Consider the following 4,537-nt stretch of genomic DNA (forward strand, 5'->3'; position numbering starts at 1 on the left):
CACCGGTGATCATGTTTTTAACATAGTCGGCGTGGCCCGGGCAGTCTACGTGCGCGTAGTGGCGAGTCGGGGTGTCATATTCAACGTGAGAAGTGTTGATGGTGATACCACGTGCTTTTTCTTCCGGCGCGTTATCGATCTGGTCGAAAGCACGAGCGGCACCGCCGTAGGTTTTAGCCAGTACGGTAGTGATGGCAGCAGTCAGGGTAGTTTTACCATGGTCAACGTGGCCGATAGTACCGACGTTGACGTGCGGTTTTGTACGTTCAAATTTTTCTTTAGACATCGATTGTCCCTCTAAGACACGGATAAATCGGTGATATCACCACATCAACCAGGCAACATACCTGAATTGTTGAATCCAATAAACAAGAGAGAAGCAGGGAAGGAGAGATAAAGAAGTGGTGCTGATACCCAGAGTCGAACTGGGGACCTCACCCTTACCAAGGGTGCGCTCTACCAACTGAGCCATATCAGCACGTTTGGAGCGGGCAGCGGGAATCGAACCCGCATCATCAGCTTGGAAGGCTGAGGTAATAGCCATTATACGATGCCCGCATCCTGAAACTCGGCTACCCAGTTCTTTCTATAACAAAAAAGAGAAGAATCTCTTTTTTGGTTTGAGCTAACTAGTTTAACCAATCAACTCTGGCTCCGCAAAGCATCGCCGAAAGATGGTGGTGGGGGAAGGATTCGAACCTTCGAAGTCGATGACGGCAGATTTACAGTCTGCTCCCTTTGGCCGCTCGGGAACCCCACCAGGCACTTGATGGTGCCGACTACCGGAATCGAACTGGTGACCTACTGATTACAAGTCAGTTGCTCTACCTACTGAGCTAAGTCGGCATCAAGTAGCGCGCATTCTAGGGAGACCTGCGAGTTCATGCAACTAAAAAATTGCATAAAATGTTCTATTGCTCACATTTTGTGCTCTGACAAGAGAAAATGGTGTAATTTCAAACAACACAGAACAAAAATACATCACCAGGTGTAAAAAGCAGCGCAAAAAAGGAAACGTACAGCCGTGATTCTGGCACTGCATGTATCCTGTCAACGCTACCGGAGAGCTTCACAAAATAACCCTGTCCGTTCTACGCTGGGCTTTTACACGGTATGACAAATCATTCATCTCTGTGATGATACCTTTAGAAAGCATCATTCAATGAGTTTTTTTCTTATTATTCCTCGCAATCTGGTGTTACCCTCCTGCCCATTGTCCTGATTAACTAGTGTGAAGCACCTCCGCTTTCATATAATTCGGCGGTTGCAAGAGCATGCTTATGAGCCTAAAAGAGCAAACGTTAATGACACCGTATCTACAATTTAACCGTGACCAATGGGCTGCACTGCGTGATTCCGTTCCGATGACGCTGACAGAAGAAGAAATCACGCGGTTAAAAGGCATCAACGAAGATCTTTCTCTGGAAGAAGTTGCAGAAATTTATTTGCCCCTGTCGCGTTTACTCAATTTCTATATCAGTTCTAACTTACGCCGCCAGGCCGTGCTGGAACAATTCCTTGGCACCAATGGGCAACGTATTCCTTATATCATCAGCATTGCGGGTAGTGTTGCTGTGGGTAAAAGCACTACTGCGCGTGTATTGCAGGCTTTGCTCAGTCGTTGGCCTGAACATCGGCATGTAGAACTCATTACGACTGATGGCTTTCTGCATCCTAATGCGGTGTTGAAAGAGCGTGGCCTGATGAAAAAGAAAGGTTTCCCGCAATCTTACGACATGCATCGCCTGGTTAAATTTGTCTCCGATCTGAAATCTGGCGTTCCGAGCACCTCTGCACCGGTCTATTCACACCTGATTTATGATGTTATTCCAGATGGTGATAAAACTGTCACTCAGCCTGATATCTTGATTCTTGAAGGACTAAATGTTTTGCAGAGTGGAATGGATTATCCGCACGATCCACATCATGTATTTGTATCCGATTTCGTGGATTTTTCAATTTACGTTGATGCGCCAGAGGAGTTACTAAAAACATGGTATATCAATCGTTTTTTAAAATTTCGCGAAGGGGCTTTTACCGATCCAGATTCATATTTTCATAATTATGCTCAACTTTCTAAAGACGAAGCGACTGATGTTGCGACGTCTTTATGGAATGAAATTAACCTATTGAATTTAAAAGAAAACATCCTACCCACTCGCGAAAGAGCAAGCCTTATTATGACCAAAAGTACCAATCATTCGGTAAATCAGGTACGGTTACGGAAATAAAACAGGGAGCTTTAACTCCCTTTTTTCATTCAGCACCGCGTAGTGATATCTCACCGCCAATCCATGGTTTTATTACCCCATCCTGTTCCAGTAATAAAGCCCCCTGAGCATCAATACCTCGGGAAATACCAAAGATTTCTTTATCACCAATAATGAGTTTGACTGGACGATGAATAAAGTTATCTAACTTCTCCCAACGGGGCAGGTAAGGTGCTAATCCCTCATGCTCAAAAAGCCGAAAACCAGCACGCAATTCATTAATCAGACAAGCAGCCAGCGTATTGCGATCGATAGAGATCCCTGCTTCCTGCAAACTGATCCAGCCTTGATTGACAATATCGGACTCTACATGACGCATCATCAAGTTGATACCAACCCCACTGACTATTTGTGCTGCATCCCCGGTTTTTCCCGTCAGCTCCACAAGGATGCCTGCGAGTTTTCGGTCTTGCAGATAAAGATCATTCGGCCATTTAACCCGTACTTTTTCAGCACCGAGGCGCTGCAGTACCTCGGCAATGACGATTCCAATGACCAAACTCAAACCAATAGCAGCAGCTGGCCCCTGCTCCAGGCGCCAGTACATAGAAAGATAAAGGTTAGTACCAAACGGCGAGAACCACTTACGCCCGCGGCGTCCACGGCCAGCTTGCTGATATTCTGCCACGCAGGCATCACCTGATTGCAGCTCGCTCAGTCTGTCCAAAAGATACTGATTCGTAGAACCAATGACTGACAGTACAGTCACGCGACCATATTCAACCTGTTTAGAAATGTGTTCTTCGCTCAGTAACTGGACAGGCTCAGATAAACTGTAGCCCTTACCGGGAACAGTAAAGACATCGATTCCCCAGTCACGCAACGTTTGAATATGCTTATTTATTGCCGCCCGACTCATCCCTAAACGCTCACCGAGTTGCTCACCAGAATGAAACTCAGCATCAGCCAGGATAGATATCAGCGTCAGAGGAACGGTATAATCTTTCATGCAATAGCCTCTTCAGCGTTAACTTCACCCATTTCGCCAATAAAACGCACTTCTGGTTGCAGCCAGATATTGAACTTCTCGCCAACCTGCTGGCGTACATAGCGCGCCAGGTTCACCACATCCTCGCTTGTTGCCTCGCTATAATTGATTAATACCAGAGCCTGCTGATGATGGACGGCTGCGCCGCCAATAAGTTTACCTTTAAGCTGGCATTGATCGATAAGCCATCCGGCAGCAAGCTTCATACTGCCATCAGGCTGCGGATAATGCGGAATATTTGGATAGGTCGCCAGTAACTCTTGCGCTGTTTCTGCGCTAATGACTGGATTTTTAAAGAAACTTCCCGCATTGCCATTCACTTTTGGATCGGGGAGTTTGGTCATTCTCATATGACATACGGCATCAAATACCTGACGAGGGGTGACGGTTTGCGGATCAAGTCGGGTTAGATCACCATAGCTCAGAACCGGTTGCCACTCTTTTGCTAACGTCAAACCAACAGCGACGATGGCGTAGCGGTTCTGGTATTCATGCTTAAAAATACTGTCTCGATAACCAAAGCAGCACTCAGCGGCAGAAAAGCGCTGCTTCTGGCCAGTAGTCAGCTCAATACAATCAACGTACTGACAGACTTTTTGTAATTCAATACCGTACGCCCCAATATTTTGTATCGGCGAGGAGCCGGCGCAGCCGGGGATCAGCGCAAGATTTTCCAGGCCGGGCATTCCATTGTCCAGTGTAAACCGTACCAGTTGATGCCAGTTTTCTCCCGCACCAACATGTAAATGCCAGGCATCGGGTGTTTCACTCACTTTTATTCCCATAATCCGGTTGATAATGATCGTGCCACAATAATCATTCAGGAACAGGACATTACTCCCCTCACCCAGAATCATAGCAGGGGAGCGTTCTGCGATGGCACTTTGCCAGGCAGCCAGTAACTGTTTTTCTGTTTCGACACGTACAATCGCTTTGGCAGAACGATCAATACCAAAGGTATTCCAGGGTTTAAGTGAGTGGCTCATAGTGGCTTCCTGATGCTAAATCAGCAGTAGTTTACCGTATATAGTGAGGGAAGGCTTGCCTGATTGTCGGACCCAGAGCCGGGTGACATAGCGCTTACAGCCACGTTATCGCGGGAAATATCAAACGTTCTTAGAAACGCAAAAAGCCCGTCCTTATGACGGGCTCTTCACTTATTTGATGCCTGGCAGTTTATGGCGGGCGTCCTGCCCGCCACCCTCCGGGCCGTTGCTCCGCAACGTTCAAATCCGCTCCCGGCGGATTTGTCCTCCTCAGGAGAGCGCTCACCGACAAA

4 protein-coding genes and 4 tRNA genes are annotated in these 4,537 nt (G+C 47.1%); 1 reads left to right on the forward strand and 7 read right to left on the reverse strand.

Annotated elements, in window-relative coordinates:
* The 5 genes from FN037_RS24260 to FN037_RS24280 all read right to left on the reverse strand — a co-directional run.
* The coding region (locus tag FN037_RS24260) for a GTP-binding protein (RefSeq protein ID WP_000031682.1) at positions 1 to 286 on the reverse strand (286 nt) is incomplete at its 3' end.
* A 116-nt stretch (positions 287 to 402) separates the two neighbouring features.
* Positions 403 to 478, reverse strand: a tRNA-Thr gene (locus FN037_RS24265).
* A 5-nt stretch (positions 479 to 483) separates the two neighbouring features.
* Positions 484 to 558, reverse strand: a tRNA-Gly gene (locus FN037_RS24270).
* A gap of 117 nt (positions 559 to 675) precedes the next feature.
* Positions 676 to 760 (reverse strand) — tRNA-Tyr (locus FN037_RS24275).
* 10 nt (positions 761 to 770) lie between these two features.
* A tRNA-Thr gene (locus FN037_RS24280) sits at positions 771 to 846 on the reverse strand.
* Between the two features lie 434 nt (positions 847 to 1,280).
* On the opposite strand from FN037_RS24280, the gene coaA reads away from it, so the two are divergent.
* The gene (coaA, locus tag FN037_RS24285) at positions 1,281 to 2,231 is read left to right on the forward strand and encodes a type I pantothenate kinase (protein ID WP_138363243.1); all 951 of its coding nucleotides are present in this window, start codon (positions 1,281 to 1,283) and stop codon (positions 2,229 to 2,231) included.
* Between the two features lie 25 nt (positions 2,232 to 2,256).
* Here coaA and birA read toward each other — a convergent pair whose 3' ends face one another.
* Together birA and murB are read right to left on the reverse strand one after the other, a co-directional pair.
* On the reverse strand, positions 2,257 to 3,219 hold the full coding sequence (gene birA / locus FN037_RS24290; RefSeq protein WP_138363244.1) for a bifunctional biotin--[acetyl-CoA-carboxylase] ligase/biotin operon repressor BirA: 963 nt from the start codon (positions 3,217 to 3,219) through the stop codon (positions 2,257 to 2,259).
* Entirely contained in the window at positions 3,216 to 4,244 is a 1,029-nt protein-coding gene (gene murB / locus FN037_RS24295; RefSeq protein WP_142503346.1) for a UDP-N-acetylmuramate dehydrogenase, read from the reverse strand. The genes birA and murB overlap by 4 nt, the downstream gene beginning before the upstream one ends.
* Positions 4,245 to 4,537: the final 293 nt, after the last annotated feature.

The organism is Klebsiella sp. 2680 (assembly GCF_900198535.1).
Taxonomy (GTDB): domain Bacteria; phylum Pseudomonadota; class Gammaproteobacteria; order Enterobacterales; family Enterobacteriaceae; genus Klebsiella; species Klebsiella indica.